The organism is Bradyrhizobium sp. IAR9 (assembly GCF_013408065.1).
GTDB lineage: Bacteria > Pseudomonadota > Alphaproteobacteria > Rhizobiales > Xanthobacteraceae > Bradyrhizobium.
The window spans coordinates 17899-42836 of record NZ_JACBZW010000016.1 but is presented as its reverse complement, the minus strand read 5'-3'; the positions used below and the strand labels follow the sequence as shown (position 1 = coordinate 42836).

The 24938-nt window shown below is 65.4% G+C and carries 29 protein-coding genes and 1 pseudogene; 15 read left to right on the top strand and 15 right to left on the bottom strand.

The window, feature by feature from the left end; genetic code table 11:
* Positions 1-58: 58 nt before the first annotated feature.
* Positions 59-976, bottom strand: coding sequence for a DUF3280 domain-containing protein (locus GGD67_RS32395; RefSeq protein ID WP_179738500.1), 918 nt, complete (start codon positions 974-976; stop codon positions 59-61).
* Between GGD67_RS32395 and GGD67_RS32390 the strand changes: the two genes are divergently transcribed.
* The 3 genes from GGD67_RS32390 to GGD67_RS32380 are packed head-to-tail and all read left to right on the top strand — an operon-like array spanning position 975 to position 3209.
* The gene (locus tag GGD67_RS32390; RefSeq protein WP_179738498.1) at positions 975-1157 is read left to right on the top strand and encodes a hypothetical protein; all 183 of its coding nucleotides are present in this window, start codon (positions 975-977) and stop codon (positions 1155-1157) included. The two genes, GGD67_RS32395 and GGD67_RS32390, sit on opposite strands and share 2 nt — an antisense overlap.
* A gap of 10 nt (positions 1158-1167) precedes the next feature.
* A complete protein-coding gene (locus GGD67_RS32385; protein ID WP_092260080.1) occupies positions 1168-2550 on the top strand; it encodes a sensor histidine kinase in 1383 nt (460 codons plus the stop codon).
* Entirely contained in the window at positions 2547-3209 is a 663-nt protein-coding gene (locus tag GGD67_RS32380; RefSeq protein WP_028140919.1) for a response regulator transcription factor, read from the top strand. Before GGD67_RS32385 ends, GGD67_RS32380 begins: the two co-directional genes overlap by 4 nt.
* A gap of 29 nt (positions 3210-3238) precedes the next feature.
* Here GGD67_RS32380 and GGD67_RS32375 read toward each other — a convergent pair whose 3' ends face one another.
* The gene (locus tag GGD67_RS32375; protein WP_179738496.1) at positions 3239-4222 is read right to left on the bottom strand and encodes a VOC family protein; all 984 of its coding nucleotides are present in this window, start codon (positions 4220-4222) and stop codon (positions 3239-3241) included.
* 144 nt (positions 4223-4366) lie between these two features.
* On the opposite strand from GGD67_RS32375, the gene GGD67_RS32370 reads away from it, so the two are divergent.
* From GGD67_RS32370 to GGD67_RS32355, 4 genes are all read left to right on the top strand, one after another.
* Positions 4367-5158 carry a DNA-binding transcriptional regulator gene (locus tag GGD67_RS32370; RefSeq protein ID WP_179738495.1) on the top strand — a complete coding sequence of 264 codons (792 nt, stop codon included), beginning with the start codon at positions 4367-4369 and terminating at the stop codon, positions 5156-5158.
* Positions 5159-5234: 76 nt separating this feature from the next.
* Positions 5235-6737 carry a bifunctional 3-(3-hydroxy-phenyl)propionate/3-hydroxycinnamic acid hydroxylase gene (locus tag GGD67_RS32365; protein ID WP_179738492.1) on the top strand — a complete coding sequence of 501 codons (1503 nt, stop codon included), beginning with the start codon at positions 5235-5237 and terminating at the stop codon, positions 6735-6737.
* A gap of 24 nt (positions 6738-6761) precedes the next feature.
* Positions 6762-7613 (top strand): fumarylacetoacetate hydrolase family protein, encoded by an 852-nt coding sequence (locus GGD67_RS32360; protein WP_179738491.1) that lies wholly within the window; start codon positions 6762-6764, stop codon positions 7611-7613.
* Between the two features lie 43 nt (positions 7614-7656).
* The gene (locus GGD67_RS32355; protein ID WP_092260089.1) at positions 7657-8868 is read left to right on the top strand and encodes an ABC transporter substrate-binding protein; all 1212 of its coding nucleotides are present in this window, start codon (positions 7657-7659) and stop codon (positions 8866-8868) included.
* A gap of 4 nt (positions 8869-8872) precedes the next feature.
* Here the strand turns inward: GGD67_RS32355 and GGD67_RS32350 are convergent, their stop codons facing one another.
* The gene (locus GGD67_RS32350) at positions 8873-9715 is read right to left on the bottom strand and encodes a hypothetical protein (protein ID WP_018320659.1); all 843 of its coding nucleotides are present in this window, start codon (positions 9713-9715) and stop codon (positions 8873-8875) included.
* A 214-nt stretch (positions 9716-9929) separates the two neighbouring features.
* Here GGD67_RS32350 and GGD67_RS32345 point away from each other — a divergent pair, with 214 nt between their 5' ends.
* From GGD67_RS32345 to GGD67_RS32330, 4 genes are read left to right on the top strand one after another with little or no spacing between them, the layout of a single operon-like run.
* Positions 9930-10814: an IclR family transcriptional regulator gene (locus GGD67_RS32345; RefSeq protein WP_018320660.1), complete on the top strand. Its 885-nt coding sequence runs from the start codon at positions 9930-9932 to the stop codon at positions 10812-10814.
* A 1-nt stretch (position 10815) separates the two neighbouring features.
* Positions 10816-12012 carry a CaiB/BaiF CoA-transferase family protein gene (locus GGD67_RS32340; protein ID WP_179738489.1) on the top strand — a complete coding sequence of 399 codons (1197 nt, stop codon included), beginning with the start codon at positions 10816-10818 and terminating at the stop codon, positions 12010-12012.
* A gap of 42 nt (positions 12013-12054) precedes the next feature.
* A complete protein-coding gene (locus tag GGD67_RS32335; RefSeq protein WP_179738487.1) occupies positions 12055-13041 on the top strand; it encodes a tripartite tricarboxylate transporter substrate binding protein in 987 nt (328 codons plus the stop codon).
* Between the two features lie 19 nt (positions 13042-13060).
* Positions 13061-14281 carry an ABC transporter substrate-binding protein gene (locus tag GGD67_RS32330; protein ID WP_179738485.1) on the top strand — a complete coding sequence of 407 codons (1221 nt, stop codon included), beginning with the start codon at positions 13061-13063 and terminating at the stop codon, positions 14279-14281.
* A gap of 26 nt (positions 14282-14307) precedes the next feature.
* Here GGD67_RS32330 and GGD67_RS32325 read toward each other — a convergent pair whose 3' ends face one another.
* Entirely contained in the window at positions 14308-14574 is a 267-nt protein-coding gene (locus GGD67_RS32325) for a hypothetical protein (protein WP_018320664.1), read from the bottom strand.
* 237 nt (positions 14575-14811) lie between these two features.
* Between GGD67_RS32325 and GGD67_RS32320 the strand changes: the two genes are divergently transcribed.
* Positions 14812-15141, top strand: coding sequence for a hypothetical protein (locus GGD67_RS32320; protein ID WP_157644393.1), 330 nt, complete (start codon positions 14812-14814; stop codon positions 15139-15141).
* A gap of 190 nt (positions 15142-15331) precedes the next feature.
* Here GGD67_RS32320 and GGD67_RS32315 read toward each other — a convergent pair whose 3' ends face one another.
* Together GGD67_RS32315 and GGD67_RS32310 are read right to left on the bottom strand one after the other, a co-directional pair.
* Complete coding sequence (locus GGD67_RS32315; protein WP_179738700.1) at positions 15332-15823, bottom strand: SRPBCC family protein; 492 nt, start codon at positions 15821-15823, stop codon at positions 15332-15334.
* Positions 15823-16212 (bottom strand): helix-turn-helix transcriptional regulator, encoded by a 390-nt coding sequence (locus GGD67_RS32310; protein ID WP_026202395.1) that lies wholly within the window; start codon positions 16210-16212, stop codon positions 15823-15825. Before GGD67_RS32310 ends, GGD67_RS32315 begins: the two co-directional genes overlap by 1 nt.
* Positions 16213-16494: 282 nt before the next feature.
* Between GGD67_RS32310 and GGD67_RS32305 the strand changes: the two genes are divergently transcribed.
* On the top strand, positions 16495-17556 hold the full coding sequence (locus tag GGD67_RS32305; RefSeq protein WP_179738483.1) for a serine hydrolase: 1062 nt from the start codon (positions 16495-16497) through the stop codon (positions 17554-17556).
* Between the two features lie 63 nt (positions 17557-17619).
* Here GGD67_RS32305 and GGD67_RS32300 read toward each other — a convergent pair whose 3' ends face one another.
* The gene (locus GGD67_RS32300; protein WP_179738481.1) at positions 17620-18444 is read right to left on the bottom strand and encodes an outer membrane protein; all 825 of its coding nucleotides are present in this window, start codon (positions 18442-18444) and stop codon (positions 17620-17622) included.
* A 275-nt stretch (positions 18445-18719) separates the two neighbouring features.
* Positions 18720-19424 (bottom strand): SDR family oxidoreductase, encoded by a 705-nt coding sequence (locus GGD67_RS32295; protein ID WP_179738479.1) that lies wholly within the window; start codon positions 19422-19424, stop codon positions 18720-18722.
* 101 nt (positions 19425-19525) lie between these two features.
* On the opposite strand from GGD67_RS32295, the gene GGD67_RS32290 reads away from it, so the two are divergent.
* Positions 19526-20380, top strand: coding sequence for a GNAT family N-acetyltransferase (locus GGD67_RS32290; protein WP_179738477.1), 855 nt, complete (start codon positions 19526-19528; stop codon positions 20378-20380).
* 3 nt (positions 20381-20383) lie between these two features.
* Here the strand turns inward: GGD67_RS32290 and GGD67_RS32285 are convergent, their stop codons facing one another.
* The gene (locus GGD67_RS32285) at positions 20384-20842 is read right to left on the bottom strand and encodes a hypothetical protein (RefSeq protein ID WP_179738475.1); all 459 of its coding nucleotides are present in this window, start codon (positions 20840-20842) and stop codon (positions 20384-20386) included.
* A gap of 282 nt (positions 20843-21124) precedes the next feature.
* Here GGD67_RS32285 and GGD67_RS32280 point away from each other — a divergent pair.
* A pseudogene (locus GGD67_RS32280) lies at positions 21125-21405 on the top strand (hypothetical protein).
* Positions 21406-21461: 56 nt separating this feature from the next.
* Here GGD67_RS32280 and GGD67_RS32275 read toward each other — a convergent pair.
* From GGD67_RS32275 to GGD67_RS32250, 6 genes are all read right to left on the bottom strand, one after another.
* Entirely contained in the window at positions 21462-21755 is a 294-nt protein-coding gene (locus GGD67_RS32275; protein ID WP_179738473.1) for a hypothetical protein, read from the bottom strand.
* A gap of 12 nt (positions 21756-21767) precedes the next feature.
* Complete coding sequence (locus tag GGD67_RS32270) at positions 21768-22199, bottom strand: curlin (RefSeq protein ID WP_244550738.1); 432 nt, start codon at positions 22197-22199, stop codon at positions 21768-21770.
* A gap of 72 nt (positions 22200-22271) precedes the next feature.
* Complete coding sequence (locus GGD67_RS32265) at positions 22272-22682, bottom strand: curlin (protein ID WP_179738471.1); 411 nt, start codon at positions 22680-22682, stop codon at positions 22272-22274.
* 26 nt (positions 22683-22708) lie between these two features.
* Positions 22709-23101, bottom strand: coding sequence for a curlin (locus tag GGD67_RS32260; RefSeq protein WP_179738469.1), 393 nt, complete (start codon positions 23099-23101; stop codon positions 22709-22711).
* Positions 23102-23223: 122 nt separating this feature from the next.
* On the bottom strand, positions 23224-23625 hold the full coding sequence (locus GGD67_RS32255) for a hypothetical protein (protein WP_026202398.1): 402 nt from the start codon (positions 23623-23625) through the stop codon (positions 23224-23226).
* Between the two features lie 178 nt (positions 23626-23803).
* Complete coding sequence (locus GGD67_RS32250) at positions 23804-24451, bottom strand: response regulator transcription factor (RefSeq protein WP_179738467.1); 648 nt, start codon at positions 24449-24451, stop codon at positions 23804-23806.
* Between the last annotated feature and the right edge of the window lie 487 nt (positions 24452-24938).

Here is a 24938-nt window from a genome sequence, read left to right as displayed (position 1 = left end):
TGTGCAGCGGTCTTCCGAAAAGATCATGCTCAAACAAAGATCTAAAGAGCGATGAGTCTCATCGCTCTTTAGCTGCGCCGGCGGCCTGCTGGCTCTCGATCAGCCGGTCGCCGACCAGCCGCACCGCGCCCCGTTTCCACGAATAATCCGCGCCGAGGCGCAGGCCGCTGTCGCCACGCGCCAGCACCGCGCCGGTGCGGGCGTCGCGCACCTGGAAGCCGAAGGTGTATTCGGTGCGGCTGACCCGCCGCACCACGCCGATCAGCGATTGATCCGCACCGAGCTCTTTTGCAATCGCGGCCTCGCAGCCGCCGCAGTCGCGTAACGCGCGCGCCTTCGCCGCCTCGCCGCTCGCGCTGCCGACGTCGACGATGCGGTAGCGGCCGGACTGGCCGAGCACGTCACGCACGCCGCCGGTGGTCTCGGCGAGGTACGATGCGTCCGAAGCGGCCGAGGTGCCCCCCGATGCGGCCGTCATGTCCTCCAGCTCGAAATCGAACACCGCAAGCGCGACCGGCGCGGGCGTGCCGAGCGCCGCAATGACCTCGCGGGCGAGGAACGCCTCGGCACGGTCCCAGGCCTCGTCGTTGTCGCCGCGGAATGTGTAGAGCTTCTCGAACAGGACCTTCTTGGCCGCGGTATCGATCACGGCGACCCGCGCCCATTGCACCAGCGTGCTCGTCTTCTGGACGCCGCCGACGACCTTGAATTTTGCATCGGCTTGCCCGGCGGGCGTAAGCTGGTAGCGCTTGTCGGCCCCGACATCCCGCCGCAGCGCGGCCATGAACGCGCCCAGCTGCTTCTCGTGGGCGGCGGTCTGGTCGACCGGCTCGCCGGACGTATCCAGGTACTGGAAATCCTCGATCGACACGCCGGCCGGTGCTGCGGCGGCCGCCTCGGTGCCTGCGCCGGCAGGACGGACACCCACGAGGACAGCAAGGAGAAAAGCAGGAAGGATCAACCGGGAGAGGTGCATGAGCGTGGCCTCGCAGATGGAGCGGTTGGCAAATCTCGGCGGCAGCCTGACACCCTGCAACAGGGGCCGTCCCGGTGAGCGCCGGGAAAATTTCACGTCGTTGCACTGCGGTAACGCGTGGCGCTTTGCGCGGCTGGCGTTCTGCCGTTTAATGCAGCGGCGACAAGCCTGTTCGCTCTAGGTGCTGCCCGATGTGGAACCGTCCGAGATTCGATCTCAAGGTCCGTCTGACGTTGCGCGTGGCCGCCATAACGGCCGCCTGCTTCGCCGCAATCTCCGCCTATTTCCTGATCGCGGCCGATCGCGCGGTGCACGCGCGCATCGACGGCATCGCCGCGATCGTGGCGAAGTCGCTGGAGCTGCAACAGGGCAAGATCCAGTGGGTGGCCGGCCCGCGCGACTTTCCCAACCTTGATCCCGTCGCGGCCTATGTGATGACGCCCGGCCTGTGTCTGGCTTTCCGTGGCCCGAGCGGCGAGATGCTGCAGCGATTCTGTAGCGGTGCGCCTGCCCCGGCGAGCCCGTCGCCGCAGGTCTTCGCGGCCTTCTATCGCAGCCTGTTCGACCCCGGCCGCGAAGCGGCACGGCCCGTGATCGTGCGCGGCGCCAAGCTCGGCGAGACCGTGGTCTCAGTCGATCCGGCCGTGCAGACGGCGGAGGCCTGGCACGAGGCCGGCCGCCTGATGATTGCGTTTGCGATCGCGCTGCCGCTGTTGTGCCTGCTGGTCTACGCCGCGCTGGCGCGCGCGCTGCGCCCGACCCGCCTGATCCGCACCGGCCTCGAGCGGATCGCCGCCAACGACCTCTCGGCGCGGCTGCCGCCGTTCGATCTGGCCGAACTCTCCGCAATCCGCGACGGCTTCAACCATCTCGCCGAAAGCCTCGACAATGCGCTCGCCGAGCGCAGCGAGCTGACGCGCAAGCTGATCGCGCTGCAGGACGACGAGCGCCGCCATCTCGCGCGGGAGCTGCACGACGAGTTCGGCCAGTCGCTGGCCGCCATCCGCGCCCTCGCCTCCTCCGCCCGCCAGACCGCCGCGCAGGACTGCCCCGCTTTGCTCGGCGAATGCGACGGTATTTCGCGGACCGCGACCAGCATGATGGAGACGCTGCGCGGCGCGCTGTTCCGGCTGCGTCCGCCCGACGTCGAGGAGCTCGGGCTGGTTGCGAGCCTGGAAGGCCTCGTCGCGGGCTGGAACGGACGCAGCCGCGGCGAGACGCGCTTTTCGATCCATTTCGACGGCGCGGTCGAGACTCTGCCCGCCGCGATCAGCGCCAACCTCTACCGCATCGTGCAGGAGGCGCTCACCAACGCCGCCAAGCACGCCGGCGCCACCAAGGTGGACCTGCATTTGACGATGGCGGCAGACGAGATCGCGCTTGCCATCGACGACGACGGCCGGCCGAACGACGCGTCGGTCAAATCCGGCATGGGCCTGCTTGGCATGCGCGAGCGCGTTGCGGCCTTGCGCGGCCGGATGAGCTTCGAAGTCGGTGCCAACGGCGGCTCGGCGCTGCGCGTCGTCATTCCGCTCACCGCCGCCGATCGGCAGGTGCTGGAGCATGCGGCATGAGCGCGGCCGATGCCTCGATCCTGCTGGTCGACGACCATTCCGTGGTCCGCGAGGGCTATCGCTCCGTGCTCCAGAAGCAGCCGGGCCTGCGCGTCATCGCCGAGGCCGCTGACGGCGCGGAGGCCTACCGGCTGTACAAATCCGAGGCGCCTGACCTCGTCATCATGGATCTGAGCATGCCCGGCATCGGCGGCATCGAGGCCGTGAGGAGGATCAGGCAATGGGACAAAGGCGCAAGGATCCTCATCTTCACCATGCATCAGAATGCGGGCTTCGCCGTGCAGGCGATCCGCGCCGGCGCCAGGGGTTACGTCACCAAGACCAGCCCGCCGGAAACGCTGGTGCGGGCCGTGATGGACGTGCTCGCCGGCAAGATCGCCATCAGCCCCGACATCGACCACGAGTTGGCGCTGAGCCGGCTCGGCGGCGAAAGCTCGGCCGCCGACGTCCTCACCGCCCGCGAGTTCGAGGTGATGCGGTTGCTGCTCGCGGAGCGGACGACGGAGGAGATCGCCGAAACGCTGCATGTCAGCCCGAAGACGGTGGCAAACCTGCATTCCCTGATCAAGGACAAGCTCGGCGTCGGCTCCGACATCGAGCTGGTCCGCCTCGCGCTGCGCCAGGGACTGCTGACCGAGCCCGATCTCGGCGAAGCCTGAGCGTTCAGGCTACGCCGCGCGGCCACGGATCATTCGCGCGCGACCACGTGGTCCAGCCACGCGCAGTTAAGCGGCGGCACGCGGGGATCGGCGACGCGCACGCCGCGCGCCGCCGCATCGAGCCGCATGTCGCGCAGGCGCTTGCGCTGTTCTTCCGGCATATGGAGGCGCTCGTGGCCCCACAGCGACGGGCCGTCGAACGTCTCATGCGGCTGCCAGGTCTCGGGATCGATGACGCGCGCGCCCCAGCCATATTCGATGAAGAAGCCGGAAGGGGTGTTCACGTAGAACGAGGTCATGTGGTCGTTGGTGTGCCGGCCCAGCGTGTAGGCGACGCGGCCTTCGTCCAGCTGCGCGAGATCGTAGCCTTGTCCGACATCGTCGAGGCTGCCGAGCTCGACCATGAAATGATGCATCGCCTTGCGCCCCGAGCCGACCATCGCGAAGCTGTGGTGGCGACCGTTGACGTGGAAGAAGTACAGCCCGTACGGCTTCAGTCCGAAATCCGAGACGTGGAAGCCGAGCACGTCGCGGTAGAACGGCAGCAGGGGCTCGACATCCTCCACATTGAGCACGACGTGCCCCATGCCGAGCGCGCCGGTACGGAAGCCCGAGATCGGCCGGCCTGGCCTGAAGGGCTCGGACGCAAGCTCCGGCTTGCAAAAAGCTTCCAGCCGGTTGCCGGCGGGATCGGCGAACGAAATCAGCTCGGCGACATGCCGCTCGTCAGCGAGCGCGCGCGAGCCGCGCGTCACCTTGACGCCGTGGCTTTCGAGCCGTCCCGCCAATTGATCCAGCTCTGCCGTGGACGGAACTTCCCATCCCATCACCGCAAGGCCGGCATCGCTGCTGCCGTCCACGATCAGCCGCTGCTTGCGATCGTCCATGCGGAACGCGCACATCTTGCCGCCGCGATCGACCTGCTGCATGCCGAGCAGCCCTGTCGCCATCCGGCCCCACTGGTCGAGCTGCGAGGAATTGATTGCGATATAGCCGAGCGCGGTGATTTCCATCGAATTCCTCCCGAAGGCATCGCGTGTGCCGCAATGCGGCGAACTTGATGCCGGCCGCCCACGATCTTAACGTGGCGCTCCGCAATCGCTTCGCGTTCGCAACGATAATCGCGAGACCGCGCGCCACAAGGGAGGAAATGCGAAGTGTCCAAGGAGCGGACGGGGACGGCAGCCCCCCGGCAGTCGGAAGGCGTCCGCGCCTTCAAGCGCGGGCTCGACGTGCTGCGAGAGGTCAATCGCTCCGGCGGCATCCGTGCCGGCGACGTTGCCCGCGCGCTCGAACTGCCCCGCCCCACCGTCTACCGCCTACTCGAAACCCTGGAGGAACTCGGCTATATCGCCCGCAGTGCCAGCGACGATCGTTTTCGCGTCACCCGCCGCGCGCTGAGCCTCGGCGACGGCTATGATCCCGGCGTGGTGATCTGCCAGGCGGCGGCGCCTTATCTCGCCGAGCTCAGCAAGGATCTGGTCTGGCCGGTCGATCTCTCCACTTACGAGAACGCGGCGATGGTGGTGCAGGAGACCACCCATTCCCGCAGCCCGCTCTCGATCGACCGCGGCATGATCGGCAGGCGCCTGCCGATGCTGCGGACGTCCGCGGGCCGCGCCTATCTCGCCGCCTGCCCGGCCCGCGAGCGCGACCTCATCGTCAATCATCTGCGCCGCATCGACGAGGCCGACGACCGCCCCTTTCTCGACGAAGCCCGCCTCGATCGCATGATTGCCGAGACGTCCGCGCGGGGTTACGCGATTCGCAGCGAGGGCGAGTATAACCCCAAGACGGCTTCGGTCGCCGTTCCCATCGTGCGGGGCGGCGTCGTGTTCGGCTGCATCTCCATCATCTGGATTCGCTCGGCGCTGGGCATCGAGGAGGCGATTGCGCAGTTTGCAGCGCGGCTTCAGGAGACGGCCGCGGCCATCCCGGTCGAGGACTAGGCGGATCCGTCCGCTGGGCGGACACTTGGCGCGGCGGCGTTGAATGGGCGGCATGGCTTGGGGAAGAGATAGCCCCATGCAAAATAAATCCGTCCCCGAAGAGTTCGATGTCGTGATCGTGGGCCGTGGTCCGGTCGGCGCCACGCTCGCCAATTTGCTCGGCCTGTGCGGCGTTCGCACGCTGGTGCTGGAGCGCGAGGCGCGGACCTATCATTTGCCGCGCGCCGTGCATTTCGACGACGAATGCATGCGCGTGTTCCAGACCATCGGTTTAGCCGACGCGATCCTGCCGCAGACAATCCTCAGCCCCGGCATGCTGTTTCTGGACGCCAACGGAAAGATGCTGCTGGACTGGTCGCGCCCGCAGACATTGACCCCGATGGGGTGGCATCTCAGCTATCGCTTCCACCAACCCGATCTGGAGGACGTGCTGATCGGCGGTCTTGCCCGCTTTCCCAACGTCACCTTGCGCAACCGCTGCGATGTGTTCGCGCTCGATCAGGACGAGTATGGCGTGCGCGTCCGCTACGAAGACCTCTCGAACGGAACACTTACCGAAGTCCGCGCAGGCTATGTGATCGGCTGCGACGGCGCCCGCTCGCTGGTCCGCCGCTTCATCGGCTCCGGCATGGACGATCTCGGCTTCCACGAGCGCTGGCTGGTGATCGACGTGCTGCTCAAGCGCGCGCGCGACGATCTCGGCGATTACAGCCTCCAGCATTGCGATCCCAAGCGGCCGGCGACCTATGTGCGCGGCACCGGCACGCGGCGGCGCTGGGAGATCACGGTTCTCCCGGACGAGGATTCCCAGGAGATCGCGCAACCGGCAAAGACCTGGGAGCTGCTGTCGCGCTGGATCACGCCTGATGATGCCGAACTCGAACGCGCCGCGGTCTACACGTTTCATTCGGTCATCGCACAGCAATGGCGCAGCGGCCGATTGCTGCTCGCGGGCGATTCCGCACACCAGACCCCGCCCTTCCTCGGCCAAGGCATGTGCGCCGGAATCCGCGATGCCGCAAACCTCGCTTGGAAGCTCGCCGCGATCATCCGTGACGGCGCCGCACCCGATCTGCTCGACACCTATCAGAGCGAACGCCAGCCGCATGTGCGCGAATTCATCGAGCTCGCCATCCGTCTCGGCGGCGTGATCAACACCAAGGCGATCGAAGCGGGCCTTGCCGCCGGCCAGGCCCGAGCGAATGCGCCGGTGAAGCTCGAGGTGAAAAAGCCCCTGCTCGGCCCCGGGCTCGCGCTCGGCGAGCTGCCCTTCGCCGGACATCTCGCGCCGCAGTTCGAGCTACGGGACGGCCGCCGCGGCGACGACCGGATCGGTTACGGCCACGTGCTCCTCGTCGAGAGTGCGACCACGCACTCATCGCGTCTTTCGCAAGCCGAAATCCAAATCCTGACCAGCGACGATGCCGCGGGCATCGGCGACTGGCTTCGCGAGCACGGCATCATCGCCGCGCTGATCCGCCCGGACCGTTACGTGCGCGGCACTGCCCGTAACGACGCAGAACTCGACCGGCTCGTCGCCGCCCTCACGCCTCCAACCCATGTGCCGTCCGCGGCCTGACCCAACATTTCTCAAGGATATCTCATGAAGCTGCTTTCTTTCATCGCCGACGGCCGCGCCTCTTTCGGCGCCGTCAAGGACAACGGAATCGTCGATCTCGGCGCGCGTATGGCGCCCTGCACCACGCTGCGGCAGTTGCTCGAAGCGGATCGCCTCGCCGAGGCGGCAAAGCTGGTCGCGTCCACGGCGCCCGATCATCCGCTCGACAAGATCAGCTTCGCCCCCGTGATCCCCGATCCCGGCAAGATCATCTGCGTCGGCCTGAACTACCGCGATCACGTCGCCGAAACCGGTCGCACCGTCACCGAGAAGCCGGCGCTGTTCGTCCGCTTTCCCTGCAGCCAGGTCGGCCATCTCCAGCCGATCGTGAAGCCGAAAGTGAGCGACGATTTCGACTATGAAGGCGAGCTCGCGCTGGTCATCGGCAAGGAAGGCCGGCACATCCCGGCGAGCCGCGCGCTCCATCATGTCGCCGGCTATTCCTGCTACAATGAAGGCAGCATCCGCGACTGGCAGCGCCACACCAGCCAGTTCCTCTCCGGCAAGACCTTTGCCGAGAGCGGCAGTTTCGGCCCGTGGCTGGTGACGGCGGACGAAATTCAGGATCCGTCGAAGCTCGCCTTGCAGACGCGCCTCAACGGCACCGTCGTGCAGGACACCACCACCGACCTCCTGATCACAGGCATCCCCGAGCTGATCGCCTACACATCCACGATCTGTCCGCTCGTCCCCGGCGACGTCATCGTCACGGGCACGCCGGGCGGGGTCGGCGCCAAGCGGACGCCGCCGCTGTGGATGCGCCCCGGCGACACCGTCGAGGTCGAGATCTCAGGCATCGGAACCTTGCGCAACACGGTCATCGCCGAACCGGCCTGACCACGTCTTCAAACAATCAAGAACGACAAAGTCAGGAAACGCCATGGCCAACCTCCGCACGACATCCGCCGCCATCCTGCTAGTCACGCTGGCGCTCGCGGGCCCGCCTGCGCGCGCCGAGATCAAGGGCGATGCGATCCGCATCGGCGTGCTTACCGACATGAACGGCGTATTCGCCACTGCGATGGGTCCGGGCTCGGTCGAGGCGGCGCGAATGGCCGCGGAGGAGTTCGGCGGCAAGATCAACGGCAAGCCGATCGAGATCCTGCAGGCCGACCACCAGAACAAGCCGGATCTTGCGGCATCACTCGCCCGCAAATGGTTCAGCGACGGTGTCCAGGCGATCGCGGATGGTGGCAGCTCCGGCGCGGCACTCGCGGTGCAGGAGCTCGTGCGCGGCAACGGCAGGATCTTCCTCGTGTCCGGCGCCGGCGCCAATCAACTGACCGACGAGGCGTGCGCGCCGACCAGCGTGCAATGGACCCAGGATGCCTATTCCACCGCGACCGCCGTGGTCTCCGGCATCATGCAGACCAGCAAGGAGCCATGGTTCTTCATCACCGGCGACTATGCCTTCGGCCATTCGATCGAAGCGACCGCACGCGCCCGTATCGGTGAGCTCGGCGGCAAGGTCGCCGGCAGCGTCAAGGCGCAGCTCGGCACGCCCGACTACTCGTCGTTCCTGCTGCAGGCGCAGTCCTCGGGCGCCAAGATCCTCGCCATCAACGTCGCCGGCGACAACGCCACCGCAATCAAGCAGGCCGAGGAATTCGGCCTCGCCGACCAAGGCATCAAGATCGTGCCGATGTCGTTCCAGAACGTCGATATCGCGGCTGTCGGGCTGAAAGCGACCCGTGGCGACCTCATCGTCACCTCGTTCTTCGAGGACGTCTCGCCCGCCGCCCGGAAATTCTCCGACGCCTTCTATGCGCGCCGCAAGGCCATGCCCTCGCAGATCCAGGCCGGCGTCTATTCCGCCGTGCGTCACTATCTGCAGGCGATCAAGGACACGGATACCGACGACAGCGCAGCCGTGATGGCGAAAATGAAGGCAACCCCGGTGTCGGATGCGTATACGCCCAACGGCCGCATCCGCGAGGACCAGCGCATGGTGCATGATCTTTATCTGGTGCAGGTCAAGACGCCCGAGGAATCCAAAGGACCCTGGGATTTCGTCAAGCTGGTCGCGACGATCCCGCCCGATCAGGCCTTCCGTCCGCTCGACCGCAGCAAGTGCAGCCTGGTCGGTAAATAACCGCTCAGGCCAAATACCGCGCCAGATAGCCTTCCATCGCATAGAGCGCGCAGAGGGCGAGGCTCGACCACACAGCGGCGCTGAAATACAGGAACATCCAGGTCAGCTCGCCCTTCCAATGGGCGATGTCGTGGGTCACCACCCAGCGCGTCGAGACGTCATGCAGGCCTTCGAGGAAGCCCAGGAACCTGCCGCCCTCGGCGTGCCCGGCCCGCCAGCGGCTGAGATACATCGGCACGTCGACGGTGACGAGGAAGGCGAGGAAGCAGGCGATGCCGACGATGCCTGACATCAGCGCCCAGCGCACCGGGCCCTGGAATTCCGGCATCAGGCGGCACAGCGCGATGCCGGCGAGGAAGAAGGTCACCGCCCACAGCGAGTTCTCGATCGCGTTGTAGAGGAAGTTGGTCGTCACCACCGCGTACCAGGAGAAACACTCCGCGATGATGATGATCGGCACGATCACGAGCGCGATGTTCACCGCGGTCTCGGCGCCCGTCATCTTTCCGAACTGATGCAGGATGATGGCCCATTGCGCGACGAAGCAGAGCTCGGCCACGGTCGCAACCGTGCGGCCGACGACGACGCTCGAGAGCCAGGTGTCGAACAGGCAGATGCGCTGCACGTCGGCGCGCGGCAGGAATGAGCGGAACGCGCAGCCGAACACATAGCCGGCGCACAGCAGCAGCATCAGCCCGATATCCGAGCCGCCACTGAGGCTGCCTGCAGGCGTCGGGTAGAATTCGCGGTACAGCATGAACCACACCAGGATATTGGCGCCGCTCACGAGCGTGAGGGATCCCCACCACCACGCGAGGGGATTTGACCGCGCCTGCCACTGCAACATGAACCGCTCCGCAAAATTATCGATCTGACATGTCATCGTAATAATCCTGTCACAACACGACATGCAATCACGACAAAAATCTGTGTGTGCGGCGCGGTCCGGCGCGTCCTTCAACGAAAACCCCGACGCAATATCGGTGTCCACATATCGGACAATTTTGCCGCTTTTACCGAATCTATTGGACAGAAGCGATTTCGCCGTCTGATATTCGGGGATGACCCCGAGAGATTCATCCAAACCGCGACATCCGCTCTCCTCCGCCGCCGCAGTGCTGGCGGAGAGTGTCGACGACGCCGCCTTCGCCACGACGCTGGCAAAGGGGCTCGTCGTGCTCGAGGCGTTCAAGGCCGGGAGCACGCTGCTGGGCAACATGGAGCTGTCGGCGCTGACCGGCATTCCGCGGCCGACAGTGGCGCGGCTGACGCACACGCTCGCCGAGCTCGGCTACCTCCGCTACGACGCCGAGCGGGCCAAGTACCGCGTCGCTGCGCGGGCACTGCGGATCGCGCATCCTCTGCTTGCCGGAATGCAATTCCGCCAGATGGCGCGGCCCATGATGCAGGAGCTGGCGCTCAGCGTCCGCGGCACGGTCTCGATCGGCCTGCTCGACGCCACGTCGATGATCTATGTCGAGACCGCGCGCTCCGGCGACGTCGGGCCGCACGCGCCCGACATCGGCATGCCGATTCCCGTGGTGATGACGGCCATGGGCCGCGCCGCGGCGGCGACCCTGCCACCAGCCGATGCAGACCGGCTCGAACGGAACATCGGTGCTGAAGACCCCGAGCTGTGGTCGGCCTTCCGCGACAAATACCGGGCCGGGATCGCGCAATGCAAAAGCCGCGGCTTCTGCACCTGCTGGGGCGAGTACATGGCCTCCATCCATGCCGTCGCCGCGCCGCTGTTTCACACGAGCGAATCGAGGCAGTCGTTCTCGATCAATTGCGGCATCCCCGCCTTCCGGCTCCAGCCGGGCCAGCTGGAAGGCGAGATCGGCCCGCGCATCGCGGCACTCGCCGACAGCATCCGCGCCATCGTCGGACAGGCCGAGCTCGCGCCGCCGCGCAAGACCAAGAAAATCACAAGCGCCGGAAAATGACATGGCTGGACCGCTCGAGGGACTTAAGGTTCTCGACATCGCGACGATCATTGCAGCGCCGTTCGCCGCCACGCTGCTGGCCGACTACGGCGCCGAGGTGCTCAAGGTCGAGATGCCCGGAAACGGCGACGGCGTAAGGTCGTTTCCGCCGTTCAAGGATGGCAAGCCGCTATGGTGGAAGGCCGCCAACCGCAACAAGAAGTTTGCCACGCTCGATCTGCGCACTGGAGAAGGACTTGCGCTGTTCAAGCAGCTGCTTCCGCGCTTCGACGTGCTGATCGAGAATTTCCGTCCGGGAACGCTCGATCGATGGGGCTTGCCTAAGGAGGTGCTGTGGTCGATCCAGCCGCGCCTCGTGATCCTGCGCGCCACCGCCTTCGGGCAGGATGGACCTTATCGCGAGCGACCTGGCTTCGCCCGTATCTTCGAGGCCATGGGCGGGCTCACCTACATCACGGGCGAGAGCGATGGCGAGCCGACCCATCCGGGATACCCGATCGGGGATTCGATCGGCGGCCTGTTCGGCGCCGTTGGCGTGCTGGCGGCGCTGTGGAAACGGGCGCGCGATCCCGATGCGCCCGGCGAGGAGATCGATCTTTCGCTGACTGAGGCGACCTTCCGCCTGCTCGACGTCCTCGCCATCGAGCACGATCAGCTCGGCACCGTTCGCAGCCGGATCGGCAATTCCAACGGCTATTCGGCGCCGGCCGCCGTGTTTCGCACCAGCGACGATCATTGGGTGACGCTCGCAGGCTCGACCAACGCGCTGTTTGCGGCGAACTGCCGGGCGATCGAGCGGCCCGACCTGATCACCGATCCGCGCTTTGCCAGCAACGACCGGCGCGTCAGGCACGCCGCCGAGCTCAACGACATCTTCGCCGGCTGGTGTGCCACCCATCCCCTTCAGGAGGTCCTCGCCCGATTCAATGCCGCGCAGGGAACGCTCGCCCCGATCTATTCGATCGACCAGATCGCCGACGACCCGCAAGTGAAGGCGCGTGAGGTGATCACCCGTGTCGCCGACAAGGATTTCGGCACGGTTGCCATGACCAATGCCGTGCCGCGCTTCACCAATGATCCCGCGCGATTGCGTCACACCGCCGGCGACGTCGGCGAGGACAATGATGAGGTGTTTCGCAATTGGCTCGGCCTTTCGGACCAGGAGATCGAAAGGCTCACCGCGCGAAAGGTGATCTGAAATTAACAAGAAGACCAACAACAAAAAGGGAGGAAGAAAACAGTGACATCATTCACGGTCACACGCCGAACCCTGCTGGGCACGCTTGCAGGCGGGCTCGCCGCCGGCTCAGGCCTGATGGCACAGGCCGAGGATGCATGGCCCTCGCGCATGGTGCGGCTGATCTCGCCCTACGGGCCCGGCGGCTCCAACGACATCTCGTTGCGATTGCTCGCCGAAGAGTTCGGCCGCAGTCTCCGTCAGCAGTTCATCGTCGAGAACAAGCCGGGTGCCGGCACCCGCATCGCCAACGACATGGTCGCCCATGCCCCGGGCGACGGCTACACCCTTCTCTACGTCGCGGCCCCCTACGCGACCGCCGAGGCGCTGTTCGGCAAGCTGACCTACGACCGCAAGGACCTGCAGCCGGTCGCGATGGTCGTGGTCGCGCCGCTGTTTCTCATCATCAGCGCCGATGCGCAGTTCAAGACGCTCCCCGAGCTGATCGCCTACGGCAAATCGAAACCGGATGGGCTGACCTTCGCGTCTCCGGGCGCCGGCTCGCAGCCGCACCTCGCCGGAGAGCTGCTGTTTCGCGACGCCGGCGTCAAGGGCCTGAATATTCCGTTCCGGGGCGATGCCGCCTCCTACACCGAGCTGCTCGCCGGCCGCGTCGATGCCACGCTGACGGCGCTGCCGACCGCCCTGCCCTACATCCAGAGCGGCAAGTTCACCGTGCTCGGCGTCGCATCGGCCGAGCGCAGCGCGCTCTACCCGCAGGCGCTCACCCTGCGCGAGCAGGGTTTTCCCAACGTGGCTGCCGCCGGCTGGTACGGCTTCATGGCGCCCGCCACGACGCCGCGCGCGATCGTCGACAAGTTTCAGGCCGAAGTTCTGCGCGCGCTCGCCGAGCCGGCGATCAAGGACAAGCTAACCGCCCAGGGCCTCGAAGTGCGCGCCGGCACCGCGGCCGAGTTCGGCCAGTTCATCGACGCCGAGGCCCAGAAATGGACCAAGCTGATCCGCGACGCCGGTCTCAAGGGCGAATGACCATCGGGAAGGACCGGACATGACAAGCACTCTTCTCAAACACATCGCGGCGTCCGCACTGCTTCTCGCGCTGTCGAGCGCGGCGGCGCAGGCGCAGAAGAAATACGATGCCGGTGCGTCCGACACGGCGATCAAGGTCGGTCAGACCGTGCCGCTCAGCGGCCCGGCTTCGGCCTATGCCGTGATCGGCAAGACCCAGGCCGCCTATATGAAGATGATCAACGACCAGGGCGGCGTGAACGGCCGCAAGGTCGAGCTGATCCAGTATGACGATGCCTATTCGCCGCCGAAGACCGTGGAGCAGACCCGCAGGCTGGTCGAAAGCGACGAGGTGCTGCTGACATTCCAGATCATCGGCACCGCGCCGAACGTCGCCGTGCAAAAATATCTCAACGCCAAGAAAATCCCTCAGCTGTTTGCCGCGACCGGCGCCGCGCGCTTCACCGATCCCAAGAACTTTCCCTGGACCATGGGATTCAATCCCTCCTACCTGGTCGAAGGCCGCATCTACGCGCAATATTTGCTGAAGAACCACCCGAACGCGAAGATCGGCGTGCTCTACCAGAACGACGACCTCGGCAAGGATTATCTCGCCGGCCTCAAGGCCGGCCTCGGCGACAAGGCGAAGATGATCGTGGCCGAGACATCCTACGAGATCACCGAGCCGACGATCGACTCGCAGATCCTGCGGCTGAAGGATGCCGGCGCCGACGTGCTGTTCAGCGCCACCACGCCGAAACAGGCGGCGCAGGCCATCAAGAAAGTCGCCGAGATCGGCTGGAAGCCGCTGCACATCATCGACATCAACGCCTCCTCGCTCAGCGCCGTGCTGAAGCCGGCGGGGCTGGACAATTCCAAGGGCGTCGTCAGCGTCGGTTACGTCAAGGATGCCGCCGATCCCGAATGGAAGGACGATCCCGGCATGAAGCGCTACCTCGCCTTCATGGCAAAATACTATCCCGACGGCGACAAGGATTCGAACCTGAACGTCTATGGGCACATCACCGCGCAGCTGCTGGTTCAGGTGCTGAAGCAATGCGGCGACGACCTCACTCGCGACAACGTGATGCGGCAGGCCGCCAGCCTCAAGAACGTCGAGCTCGACCTGACGCTGCCGGGGATCTCGGTCACGACCTCGCCGACCGACTATCGCGTCAACAAGCAGTTCCAGATGGTGCAGTTCGACGGCCAGCGCTGGCAGAAGCTCGGCGACATCGTGACGGACGAAGCGAAAGAGTGAGGCTGTGAGAGACGCGGTGCCGGCGCTCATTGTCCTCCCGCGAGGCGGCCGCCGCTGCGGATGACATCGTCGCGTTGATCGACATGGCGCTGATATTCGGAGATCGCGCGATTGGCCATCCGGATCCGGTTCGTGTGCCCCTCCTCGACCATCATGGTGATGCGCTGCGCCAGAAACACGCAGGCCGCGAACTCATCGCCGATGGCGCCCGTCCGCGTGAGAAAGTTCCAGGCGATCTCATAGGCCTGCTCGGCGGCGGGGTTGCGGTAGTCGCTGAAGATAATGTGCGTCATCACCGGCAAAGCCGCAGGGCAGCGATCGTTCCTGTGGTCCCTTCCGACGTCCCCCAATCATGGGCTGCATTGAGTCCCCGATGGTGTTCCGGTCCCCGGAACGAAATGCACTTCCGCTGGCAGACACGTTCCGACGCTGGGTCGCAGGCCTCCAGTTCGATGCACCCGCAACGCCTCGCGTAGGAACGGTTGGCCGCGCGCGTGATTGGTCCGGCATGAACCTCAGGGAGACACAACATGCGTAAGACAATGCTGACGATCTTCACAGCTGCAATGCTCGCCGGCGCTTCCGTCGGCGCAGCATTCGCTCAAGGTGCTGGTGGCGGCGCAGGCGGCGGAGCTGGTGCCGGTGCGGGAGCCGGTGGCGCGGGGGCCGGTGGTGCGGGCGCAGGTGCTGGTGCAGGCGGTAGCGGCGCTGCCGGAGGAAGCGGAAGCGCTGGAGACGGTTCCGGCGGCGGCAGTGGTGACACCACCCATACGCAACGCGGCGGACAGGGCGCGTCCAGCGCTCCAGGCATGCGCAACGAGACCACCCCACCGACGAGCGGCACCGCACCGCGGCGCTAGCGCATGATCCGGAAAAGTGTGCGGCGGCTTTTTCGAAGAGACCATGCTCAAACGATAAATAGAGCGCGATGACGATTCATCCTGATCTCATCGCGCTTCTGTCGCCTCGTTGATCGCCCTCTTCGGAAACCGATCCTTCGAGATGTACGAAAGCGGTCCCCGCGAATCCTTCGCCGGGACCGCTTTGTCTTCACCGCTTCATGCCCGCCACATAGGCCGCGAGCTTGTCGAGAGTCTGGTAGCCGTATTCGACGGCGCCGAAGCCGATCATGCCATCGCGCTGCGCGGTGCTCGAGGCCAGCTGGCGCATCATCAGCACGGTCTTGCCATTGCTCTGCTCGGCAAAGGTGACGGTGAAGCGGAACATGCCGGGATCCTCGTCCTGGTCGAGGCCGTGATCCATCTCCATCAGCTGCGGCCGCTCGATGCGGCGGAAGCGCATGCGGTTCGGATAGACCGTGCCGTCGGGGCCGATCATGTTGAAGCGCCAGACGCCGCCGACGCGTACGTCGATCTCGAAGGTCTCAACCTTGAATCCCTTCGGCCCGAACCATTGCGGCAGATGCTTCGGGTCGGACCACGCCTCGAACACCAGATCGCGCGGCGCGTCGATCACGCGCGACATCACGATCTCACGGTCGAGCGACCATTGCGACAGAGCGGGATTGGCAGAATTCGTCATCACTCAGAACCTTTCCGTTTGGTTGTTCGGGACGGCCGCTTGGCAGCCGCCCGCTCCTTCTCTTTCTTGAGCTTCATCACGTAGGCTTCGAACCGGTCGAGCCGAGCCTCCCAGATTGCGCGCTGCTGCTGGAACCAGTCCTCCGCACCGAGCAGCGCATCCGGGCTGAGACGGCAAGTGCGCACGCGGCCGGATTTCTCCGACAGCACGAGCCCGCTCGTCTCCAGCACATGGATGTGTTTCATGAAGCTCGGCAGCGCCATGGCGAAAGGATCGGCGAGCTCCCCGACGGAGGCCTCGCCGGCGCACAGCCGCATCACGATCGCCCGTCTGGTGGGATCGGCGAGCGCTGCGAAAACCTGATCGAGGCGGGGCGATTGGTTAGCCATGAAGCTAACTATAGGCGACCCGTGCATCGGCGTCAACAATTGTTAGCCAACAAGCTAAGTAATTTGATCGCAGGCCGCGAAACGGAACCTGAACGCGCAATTGTGAATTGGGCCGCCCGGCGCTTCCCGCTAAATGAGACCGGGGGACCATTGCATCGTTCGTCAGGGCACGTGCCGCCTTTTGTCACATCATCATCGTTCACCAGGCGGGCGCTCGCCCGGGCCGCGCTTGTTCCCCTCGCGATCGCGCTTCGCCCGCGCCGCGCCTCCGCGGATTCCGACATGATCGCGCAGATGCGCGACATCGTCGCAAACGAGCTGGCGCCGACCGTAACTCCGGGCCATGCCGGCGGCCTCGCCGCCGCCCTCTATGCCGGACGGCATGTCGAATTCTTCAACTACGGTCTTGCCGATGACGCCACCAAGCGGAAGGTGACGCCGGACACGCTGTTCAACCTCGCGTCTTTAAGAAAGCCGTTCGAGGCGACGCTGGTCGCACTCGGCACGCTCCGCGGCGAGCTGCGGCTCGATGACCGCGTCCCTAAATATCTTCCCGAGCTCGACGGCGATTACATCCGCCGCGTCAGCGTCGGCGAGCTGGTCACGCACACCTCGGGGCTGTTGCTGCCGACCGACCATCCGCCCTGGCCGAACGATCAATTCAACCGCGAGCAGTTCATCGCCATGCTGAACGCCTTCGCGCCGGCGCCCGGCATCGCACCCGGCCGGCAGCGCATCTACACCCATGCCGGCTACGTGCTGCTTCAGCTCGTGCTCGAGCGCTGCTACGGCACGCCGATCGGCGCGTTGATCCAGCACCGCATTCTCCGCCCCCTCGCCATGGACGCCAGCTTCATCCCCGAGCGCGGCGCGGACAATCGCGCCGTCATGGACGGGGCCTGGATGCGGCGCGTGGTCCAGGGCTATTCCGACCAAGGCACGGCGATAGGCCCAATCGGCGACCAGCAGAGCTATTTTGATTTTCCCGGCACCGGCCAGATGTTCTCTTCCGCCCGGGATCTTGCCACCTTCGCGGCAGCCTGCGTCGACGGCCGGACGATCGATCCACAATTGCGCGAGGCGCTGCGGATGACGCAGCGTGAGGTCTTTCGCATCAACGACAAGTTCGGACAGGGCATGGCCTGGGAGAGCGTGCGTCTGCCTGATGTCACCGTCATCGACAAGCCCGGCGGCCTCAACAATGCGTCCGGCTATATCGGCCTCGTTCCGTCACGGCGGATCGCCATCGTCCTGCTCGCCAACCGCGGCGAATATCCGCACGAGATCGCGCGCTACAAGATCCTGCCCGCGCTGGCGCATCTGCTGCCATCGCACGCAGGCTGAGCTTCAAGAGCAGAAAGCCCCGGCCAGGCCGGGGCTTTCCACGCCAGGATCGGAACGGGATGCTCAGTATCTGGCGACGACCGGTCCGCCGAACTTGTAGTTCACGCCGACGCGCACGATGTTCGACTTGAGATCGACCGAATGGGTGAAGGTCTGGGCCGGCAACGGCACACCGACGTTGAAATTGTTGCTGGTCATGCTGCTGCGGCCAAGATCGACGTAAAGATATTCGGCCTTCAGCGACCAGCCGTTGCCCACGGCGTACTCACCGCCGACGCCTGCTGTCCAGCCGACGCGGGTGTCGCGGATCGCTCCGGACTCGGTCGCGCCAGCAAAGGTGTCGGTGAAGCTGAAATTGCCCTTTACCTCGGCGATGGCGGCGCCGCCGGTGGCGTAAATCAGCCAGCTCGGCGTCGCGAGGAAGCCGATGCGGCCGCGAATGGTGGCGAGCCAATCGGCCGAGACCGACGAATTGACGGTGAAGGTGGTCGGCGCGCAGCAGGGATACACGGCCGTGCTGCTCGCGCTGCCCTTGAAGCCGAAATAGTTGATGTCACCCTCGAGGCCGAGCACGGCGTTATTGACCTGCCAGTTGTAGCCGGCGGTGAAGCCGCCGGTCACACCGGAGCTGTTGATGTGCTGGGCGCCGACCGTCCCGATGGCGGTCACGCTCGAATCCGCGAAATAGGCGGCCACCGGAAACAGCGTGGTGGTGGCGAGGTTCGCGCTGCCCCACTGCCCGCCGACATTGCCGCCGACGTAGAAGCCGGTCCAGTTATAGACTGGCGCCATCACCGGCGCCTTGGTGTAATGCGCCGCGAGGTCGGCTGCCTGAACGGATGCGGTACCCAAGACAACAGAAGCGATCGCCAGCAAAAACTTGTTCATTCCAGTCTCCTTGCCCCACGCGATTGACCTCGCGTTTCGAATGCGCGCAGGTAGAAGGCAACCGGCGCAGTTAGGGCATAGGGCGGGCGCCGCTGCTCGTCTTGGGCTGCGGCGCAGTTCGCAAGGACTGTGACGTAGTGTGCGCTTCAGATCGTGCGAACGGATGGCGGGTGTGACCGAGGAGCCACGCCTCGTCCATCATCAGCGGCGCGCGACGCACCGCCCGTGTCGCGTCACGACAAGGCAGCCAAAGGCGCGATTCGAGATCGTGCGCTTCAGACCGAGCGCGTCAGCCCGCCATCGACGCGGATGTTCTGACCGGTGATGTAGGCCGCGCCGTCGGAGGCCAGGAACGAGACCGTCGCGGCGATCTCCTCGACCTTGCCGTAGCGCTTCATCGGCACACTGTCGCGGCGCGCGTCGAGCTGCGGCAGGCTGTCGATCCAACCGGGCAGGACGTTGTTCATGCGGATGTTGTCGGCCGCATGGGTATCGGTGAAGATCTTGGTGAAGGCGGCAAGGCCCGCGCGGAACACCGCCGAGGTCGGGAACATGGCGCTGGGCTCGAACGCCCAGGCGGTCGAGATGTTGATGATGGCGCCACCCTTCTGCGCCTGCATGATCGGCGTCACCAGCCGCGTCGGGCGGATCACGTTCAAGAGATACGTGTCGAGGCCGGTGTGCCACTGCTCGTCGGTGATCTCCGTGATCGGCGCACGCGGCCCGTGCCCGGCGCTGTTGACGAGCACGTCGATGCGTCCCCACTTCGCCATGGCGCCCTCGACGAGGCGCTTCAGATCGTCATTCTCCTTGTTGGAGCCGGTGACGCCGAGCCCGCCGAGCTCGGCCGCCAGCGCCTCGCCCTTGCCGGAGGACGACAGGATCGCGACGCGAAACCCGTCCGCCGCCAGCCGCCGCGCAGCCCCTGCCCCCATGCCGCTGCCGCCGGCGGTAACGAGCGCAACCTTCTCTGCTGCCATGACCGATCATCCCTTCAGTTGAGGCGAGCCGCAGGCTCGGCCTATCATGAGGCCTTCTACAGCCAGACCTGTCGGCAGGTCCATGGTCGAAGGCATCCGTCATGAGCAACCTGAGAAGTGATTTGCTGATCCGCAATCTGCGCCCCGAGGAGATCTCCCTCGCCATCGACTGGGCCGCGGCCGAGGGCTGGAATCCGGGCCATCGGGATGCCGCCTGCTTTGCGGTTCCCGACGCGCAAGGTTTCTTCGTCGGCGAGATCGATGGCGAGCCGGTGGCGACCGTCTCCTGCGTCAATTACGATGACCGCTTCGCCTTCCTCGGCTTCTACATCGTGCGCGATAGCTTTCGTGGCGCGGGCCATGGCCTGCGCATCTGGAATGCGGCGATCGCGCATGCGGGCGCGCGCGTGATCGGGCTCGACGGCGTCGTGGCGCAGCAGGACAATTACAGGAAGTCCGGTTTCCAGCTGGCCTACGCCAACATCCGCTATGGCGGCATCGTCGCCGCGCGCTCGAGGGCGCCCACTGAGGTCGTTGCGCTCGACACGATTCCGTTTGCGCTCGTGGAAGCCGACGATGCCACCGTCTTCCCGGCCCGGCGCAGCGCATTCCTTCGCGCCTGGATCGATACATCAGGCCATGCCGGCCGCGCCCTCGTGCGCGACGGCAAGCTCGCCGCATGGGGCGTGATCCGGCCCTGCCGGACCGGCTGCAAGATCGGTCCGCTCGTCGCCGACGACCGCGCGGCGGCGGAGGCGATCGTGCAGGCTTTGCTTGCGAGCGCCGATGTCGGCGAAATCTTCCTCGACGTCCCCGCCGTCAATCGCGAGGCGATCGCGCTTGCGGAAGCACTCGGGCTCAAGCCGGTGTTCGAGACGGCGCGGATGTACACGGGAGCGATCCCGCCGCTGCGCATCGACCGCGTCTTCGGCGTGACCAGCTTCGAGCTGGGCTAAAACTCAGTAGCAGCGCGTGATGTTGACGGTGTGCTCGCTGCCGCCGCGGCCGGGCACCGTCACCTGCTCGGTCGGGCAGCTCGGCACATAGGGCCGGTCGGACGGCACGACGTTCGGCGGGAAGCGATGCGACCAGTCCCAGGGGACATCATAGGTGTAGGTGTAGCGCACGTCGGTGGAGACCGGCTGCCCGGCATCGCCGAAGGGCTGGCTGTAGCCGGCGCCGTCGTAGAAGAACCCGCCGCCGCCCGGCCAGTAGACGAACGGGTTATTGCGCCGGTGGAACCGGGCTCCCGGCCCCATCGGGGCACGCGCCATCGCGCCGGAAGGCGCAGCGGTCACCCCATGCGGCGCGGCGCCGCCGGGTCTGGCGAAACTGTCGTTGGGGCTAAGGAGCAGCGCGGCTGCGCTGAGCGAGGCGAATAGCGCCCCAACTGATCTGCCATGGGATCTGGACATCATGATACGCACCAACTCGTTTGGCTTAAGCGATAGCTCCCCGCAGCTACGCTAGGCCCGCCCGTCGCCCGCCCGCAAACGTATAATTAATTATTGGTTAAGACACGGGATTAACCGGGGAACAGGTGCGGCAAGACGCCCGGGATTCCCGGTTCATTTCAGGCACTTCGTTCCGCGGCCCGCGCTTCATAACCAGTTGATCGGAGTTGATCGCTCCGCCGAACGCGTCCCGGAACGCTCCCGCAGTGCAACCGTTGGCCCCCGACACAGCAAGGAGCATCTCCAATGCAGAACAAGTCAAAACTCCTCTGCCTGATCACGGCATCACTCGTCGCCGGCACTGCGGCTGCCTCGGCGCAGGGCTACGATTGGAACGGATCGCGCATGGGCTGGGACCGCACCGCCCCGCCTACGAACCGGTCCAGCCGCGCGCGTATTATCCTGATGTCGGGGGGCCCTATGGTGCGCTCAACGGCACCAACCATCCGACCCCGAGCTCGACGCAGGGCGACGTCGGCCCTGACGGCAACAACAACGGCACGCTGACCGGCGGCTATCGCTGGTAAGGTCCACACTCACGGCGAGGCCCGCCGTCCTTTCGCGGACGGTGGGCCTTCGTGCGTCAGCGGCCCTGCTGCTTGCGCAGCCAATCGAGCATGTCCCGTATGTTTTCCTGCGCGTTGCCGGTGCCCTGTGTCACGATCGCGGTGTTGCCACCGCTGCGCCGGTACACCGTCGTGCGCCCCGGCTCCTTCTCGATCTTGACCTCGGCCTGCGCGGGATCGCCGCTCTGCGTGATCACCGAGGTGCCGTTCTCGTCCTGGACCACTGTGGTGTGACCGTCGGCAGCGCCGGCCGGCGCCATCGCGATCACGCTCATGAGTCCTATTCCGGATGCGAGCAGGAGCAATCTCATGTCACACCTCCATCATCGGCTGAACTGAAAGATAGCCAGCCAGTTGAAACGCCCGAACTGCCTCACCGCTCCCGTATTCATGTCTCCGATCTGGAGCAGGAGCGCGTTGGTGGAATTGCCGATCTGGGTGATCTCGGCGGTGTTGCTCGCACCGGATTGACCGATGATCGCATTGGTGGTGCCGCCCACCTGGATCACATTGGCATAGTTGCGCGTGCCGTTCTGGATGATGGTCGCATCCACCGTCCCGGTGCCGCCGATCTGGATCACCCGCGCGATATTGATGCGGCTGTTCTCTTCGATCGTCACGGGCTGAACATCGTTGCCGAACTGCACGACCGTTTCGATGCTCACGTTCCGGTTGGTCACGCTGCGCTGGACCGACCCGGCGCTCGCCTGCGTCGCCGTGCCGATGGCGGCGAGCATCGCCGCCAGCGCCAACACGTGCCTCAAGATCTGTCCGCATCGCATCGCGCTTCCCCGTTCGTTCCTGGTACCGGCGCGTTCGCTCGCGCCTTACGGGCCGGTCTGCACGATCGTCGAGGCGTTGACCGTGCCGAATTGCGCCACCGTGCCCGCATTCATCGTGCCGAGCTGCGATATCAGGCTGGTCGCCGACTGCCCGGTCTGACCGACGAAGGCGAGATTGTTCGTTCCGGCCTGCCCGATCGATGCGGAATTCGTCCCGCCGAATTGCAGGACGCCCGTGGCATTGTTGGTGCCGGTCTGCGTCACTGTCGCGCTGGTGCTGCCGCCGATCATGAACACGCCGGCCATGTTGAGCTGACTGTTCTGGTTCAGCACCACCGGCGGCCCGCCGACAGAGACGATGGTCTTGATGTCGGCGGTCTGGGCACCGGCTGATCCGGTGCCCGCCGAGCACAGGGCGAGCAAGACGGCGCCCGCGCATCCCAAATGATGTTTCATGACATGCCTCGTCAGTTCGGGTCGGCTCACGGAGCCTGCTGGATAATGGTCGAGCCGTTCAGGATTCCGAGCTGACCAACTCCGGCCGTGTTGTTCGCACCGATCTGGCCGATCAGGCTCGAATTGGAGCCGCCGACCTGGCCGGCCAGCGCGGTGTTGGATGCCGTCGCGGTCGTGCCGCCCTGCCCGATCACCGAATTGTTGACGGTCAGGAGCGAGCCCGTCTGCAGGGTGGTCGCCGTATTGGTGGCGCCGAACTGCATCGTGGTCGCGTTGTTGCTGGTGCCGCCGCTCTGCGAAATGAACGAAGTGTTGGTCGTGCCGAATTGCAGCACGCTGGCGGTGTTGCCGGCGTTTGCGTCGGCGGCCGTCAGCGCACCGAGCGCCACGAAAGTTGCAATGAAATAGGTGATCCGCATGTCATTTCCTCCGCGACAATGGGCGGGCCATCGCAATTGATCGGCCGGCCGGATTGCGGTGCATTCGAGAATGGCGCGGACGCAACCGCAACTGGCTGCGTCCGGCCAAACGGGGCTGTGTGTCAGTGCGCCGTCTGCGAGACGGTGCTGCCGTTGACGCCGAACACGCTGAGCTGGCCGACGCCGGCGGAGTTGTTCTGCAGCGCGGGGGGCCCGAACGAGTTCTGGGTGATCGCGCTGGTGTTGTTGCCGAACGCCACCTGGCCGGTGGTCGCCGAGTTCTGCACGCCGACCTGGTTCACCGTGCTGCCGTTGTTGAGCGAGGCAGCGCCGGTGCCCTGCATCGTGGACGCAGTGTTCACGATGCCGAGCTGGCTGGTCGTCGAGCTGTCGTTGGTGAGGCCGTTCTGCGTGACGGACGAGCCGTTCACGACGCCGACTTGCACCGTGGTCGAGGTGTTGGCGGCCTGCGCCGCGGAGGACAGGGCGAACAATGCAACGGAAGCAAAAAACAATTTACGCATGGAGTATCCCTTTCTGGCCAAGTTGTCTGAGTGAATTTGGATGCCGTCTTGGAGGAGGCCGACATCGTAGGGATACTGTGAACCGATCGTGGCCAGCGCGACAGACTGCAGTTCATGCTAATCGGTACGGACTAGACATTGCGCGAGATGTCGGCACGTCGAAGCGCCGAAATAGCTGCTATCCCGTGCCGGCGCGAATCGTCTCGGCTTCGCGCCCCATGCTGTCGATCAGCCGCACCACTTCGATCGGCGTGCGCAGCTCCAGCTTTCGCATCATCCTGGCGCGATGGACCTTCGCCGTCACTTCGCTCACGCCGAGCCTGGCCGCGATCTGCTTGGCAATCAGCCCTTCGGCCATCAGCAGCATGATCTCGCGCTCTCTCGCCGTCAGCGTCCCGACGCGCTGGCGGGCTTCACGCACCACATCCTCGCGTTCCAGCCGCCTGCGGTCGCGCTCGATGCCGTGCCTGATCGCATCGAGGATCTCCTGCTCGCGAAACGGTTTTGGCAGAAACTCGACCGCGCCGCGCTTCATGGCCTCGACCGAGACGCGGACGTCGGAATGGCCGCTGATGAAGACGATCGGAATGGGCACGCCCGTCTCGGCGAGTCGGCGCTGAAGCTCGAGGCCGGTCGGTGACGTCCCGGGAAAGCGGACGTCGAGCACGAGGCACGACGGCCCGGGCGAAATACTCTCCGCGAGAAACTCTTCCGTCGAGGCGAACAATTTTACCTGGTGTCCGGTCTCCTCGCAGAGATTTCCGATCGCGGTTCGAATCTGAATCTCGTCGTCAACGACATAAACGGTGGCTTGACCTGAATTCATTGCAGCAAACTCCCCGGCTTGTGACTCGATGGGCGAGCAACGAGCCGTCCATTCTTCTTGCAAGCTAACAAGGTGCTTGGATGAATCTGCGGGGATCGAACAACCAGCGTCCGTCCACCGGTTCGACGTCTTAGGGCCAATGCACGCCGGAAGCGAGTGAAGGCGTTCACACTTCGGGCTTCTTGATTGCAGGGATCTCGCCGCGCCCCAGGCGGCATCACGGCGAGGCGCGCTATCGCGAATATGACGATCCGGTATCGTGGCCGCAGCGTCGCCAACTGCGTCATGGCATTGCTACCCATGTGCCGGCTTGAACGCCCGCCACCGGCGCTTTGGCCGGATCATACGGGACGTTCAGTCAGCTTATCGAGTTCGATACCGCGCGCATCTTATCGATACGACGGGTATGCATTTCCGGCAAATCACGAAACGTCGCACCCGCGGACTTTACTTCTGGATCATGTTGCGCACCCAACCGTCGCCCCGA